Annotated in this window: 4 protein-coding genes and 1 pseudogene; 2 read left to right on the top strand and 3 right to left on the bottom strand. The window is 41.9% G+C overall.

Going from position 1 to position 2,783, the window contains the following annotated elements; translation table 11 throughout:
* Positions 1-461, top strand: a 461-nt coding sequence (locus ACEO2X_RS13630; protein WP_371972148.1) for a transposase, incomplete at its 5' end; no start/stop codon positions are given.
* Between the two features lie 22 nt (positions 462-483).
* Here the strand turns inward: ACEO2X_RS13630 and istB are convergent.
* Both istB and istA read right to left on the bottom strand, forming a co-directional pair.
* Entirely contained in the window at positions 484-1,257 is a 774-nt protein-coding gene (gene istB, locus ACEO2X_RS13625) for an IS21-like element ISAba8 family helper ATPase IstB (RefSeq protein ID WP_096902795.1), read from the bottom strand.
* Positions 1,257-2,276 carry an IS21-like element ISAba8 family transposase gene (istA, locus tag ACEO2X_RS13620; RefSeq protein WP_371972147.1) on the bottom strand — a complete coding sequence of 340 codons (1,020 nt, stop codon included), beginning with the start codon at positions 2,274-2,276 and terminating at the stop codon, positions 1,257-1,259. The genes istB and istA overlap by 1 nt, the downstream gene beginning before the upstream one ends.
* A 78-nt stretch (positions 2,277-2,354) precedes the next feature.
* Between istA and ACEO2X_RS13615 the strand changes: the two are divergent.
* Positions 2,355-2,609, top strand: a pseudogene (locus tag ACEO2X_RS13615) (transposase); the annotation flags it as partial.
* Here ACEO2X_RS13615 and ACEO2X_RS13610 read toward each other — a convergent pair.
* A partial coding sequence (locus ACEO2X_RS13610) for an integrase core domain-containing protein (RefSeq protein WP_371972146.1) occupies positions 2,539-2,783 on the bottom strand: 245 nt, incomplete at its 5' end. The pseudogene ACEO2X_RS13615 and the gene ACEO2X_RS13610 sit on opposite strands and share 71 nt — an antisense overlap.

Here is a 2,783-nt window from a genome sequence, read left to right as displayed (position 1 = left end):
GTTACACCGCAAAGTTAATCATATGGCAGCCTGAACCTGAAAATGTCAGATTATTAAAAGCTTTACTAGGCAGACGAGATGTCTATCTAGGTAGTCTATTGCAGGAAAAGAATCGACTTGAAAAGGCGCAGTCCACTCATACCTCCGTTGTTGTGATTAAATTACTTGAAGAGAATATTGAGTATTTAAATCAGCAACTTGAACATATTGATAAGTTAATAAATAATCACATAGATCAAGATCCAACATTGAAACAGGATTTGAAATTACTGCAAACTATTCCTTCAATCGGTGAACGATCAGGCTTATTACTGTTGGGGTTATTTCATTCGCACAAGTTTGAAAAAGCAAGTCAAGCTGCTGCATATGTAGGTTTGGTTCCAGTACATCAGTTGTCTGGCAGTTCAGTTGTCAACGGCATTCTAAAATTGACCCCTTTCACCTTACAAATGGCAAAGTAAAATTGACCCCTTTGATCTCGTATTAAATTTCAACCTGGGGCTGAATCCCAATTCTTTTTTTATCCTTCAAACGATAACTCTCACCCGATATTTGTACCACATGACAGTGATGCAGCAACCGATCTAACATCGCAGCGGTCAACGTAACATCATCCGCAAACGACTTAGACCATTGGCTAAAGGGTAAGTTACTCGTCAATATCGTACTGCCTTTTTCATAACGCTTGGCAATCACGTTAAAGAACAGATTCGCTTCTTCACGTCCAAACGGTAAATAACCAATTTCATCGATAATCAGTAACTTTGGTCCCAGTACCGCACGTTGCATATAGGTTTTCAATTTACCTTGCTGATAGGCTGTACTCAGTTGCAGCATGAGATCGGCGGCGGTAATAAACTTGGTTTTGACATTGTTCATGATGGCCTTATAGCCTAATGCCATAGATAAGTGCGTTTTCCCTACACCGCTAGCCCCGAGAAACACCACATTTTCTGCTCTAGCAATAAAGCTCAGGTTGAACAACTCGACCACCTGTGATTTGGGAGCACCCAGTGCATAATTAAAATCGTAACCTTCCAGCGTTTTCACTTGAGGCAGGCCTGAGAGTTTCATCAGGACCTGCTGGCTGCGCTGTTGCCTGGCAGCATATTCATGCGTCAAGATAGCTTCAACAAAGTCGGCATAACTTCCATCTTGACCTAATGTTTGTTGTGCATGATGTGACCATTGTGATGCGATGGCAGGCAGATTGAGCTTTTGGCAAAGTTGCTCTATACGGTCGTATTGCAGATTCATCAGGAAACTCCCAGCAACTGGTCATATACCGATAAGGGATGCTGCAAACTCTCGTAGGGCATGACATGCTGTGCTGCTGCAACAGGTACAGTGCTAGAACCTGTATCTGATTGCGGTAATGGCGTAAATTTTTGCTGCTCCTGTTGCAGTCTAACAGCCGGTTTTTCTTGCGTGGTGGCATGAATCCGCTGATTGGCGGTTTCATGCAGCCACTGGCCAATGTGGGCATTGGCGACATCAACATCTAACAGTAAACCCGAAGTCTTCAGGCTTGCTTTCAATGGCACAATAAAGCTTGATTTGAGGTATCCATTAAAGCGTTCAACTTTGCCTTTGGTCTGTGCACGGTAGGGCTTACATACACGAGGACGAAAGCTGTATTTCTTGGCGCAGTCGAGCAGTTTGGGATTCCATTTATGCTGCCCCTCCTGATAGGCATCCCGTTCAATCATGATCGTTTTAGCGTTATCAAACAGGATTTCCTGAGGTACTCCTGCAAAGAACTGAAATGCATTTTCTAGACCATCGATCCATGCATCCGTACGTTCATGATCATAAAATTTCACGAAAGTCGCTCTGGAATAGCCTAATGTTGCGACAAAGGCTTTTAAAGTCGTGTTGTTGCGTCGAATTGTCGTGAAATCCACCTGCATTTGTTGGCCAGGTTGGGTTTCAAAACGAATGATCGGTTCTGGTTTAGCAACTGGTTTTAATGTTGCAAGATATTCCCTCAAGATCCTGATCTTTCCTGGATATCCCAACCTTAAAATTTCCTGGTAGAGCACAACAGCAGGAATCCATTCAGGATGAGCTGCGTTTACACGTTGGAGTAAATAGGGTTTGTATGGGTCAAGGATACTTATTCTAGGCTGTATACGCTGATACTGAGGTGTGGTGTTTTGCCGTAAATATTTACGTACGGTATTTCTGGACACCCCCAGTTCACGACTAATGGCTTTAATAGATTTACCTTGTTGATGAAGTATTTGGATTGTCACTGCTTGCTCCAAAGTTAACATGTTGAGCAGTCCAAAATGACCGCTATATTAACCAAGGGGGTCAGTTTTTAAATGCCATTAGGGGGTCATTTTTACACTGCCGCTAACACAGTCAACAAGCAAAGTCACTTATCAAAAGCAGGTGACAGTAAAATACGCTCAGTATTGTATATGTCAGCATTAACAGCGATTAAATATAATCCACACATTGAAGCTTTATATCAACGATTATTAAGCCAGGGTAAAAATAAAATGTGTGCTTTAGGTGCTGCAATGCGCAAGCTTATACATCTGTGTTATGGCGTTTTAAAACATCAGACTGCCTATCAAAGAGATTATTTATTGGTCGAATAATCTCAAAACCTGATTGACTACCAAGACGGTATCTCATGTCTAGACTCGAATGAGGTCGTTTCAGATTATAAAACTCAAAATATGCACTCAATTGCTTTTTCGCATCTGTGACACTGCTATAAGCTTTGAGATACACCTCTTCATATTTAACGCTCCGCCATAATCGTTCAACCA

It is taken from the genome of Acinetobacter sp. AL9 (assembly GCF_041464035.1).
Classification (GTDB): domain Bacteria; phylum Pseudomonadota; class Gammaproteobacteria; order Pseudomonadales; family Moraxellaceae; genus Acinetobacter; species Acinetobacter towneri.
Note: the sequence above shows the minus strand (reverse complement) of the source record. Positions and strands in the feature narration are given on the sequence as shown.

What these genes read in the sequence shown, in the direction of transcription:
- istB (WP_096902795.1), bottom strand. Translation starts at nt 1,257, where the DNA reads ATGAATCTGCAATACGACCGTATAGAGCAACTTTGCCAAAAGCTCAAT.
- istA (WP_371972147.1), bottom strand. Translation starts at nt 2,276, where the DNA reads ATGTTAACTTTGGAGCAAGCAGTGACAATCCAAATACTTCATCAACAA.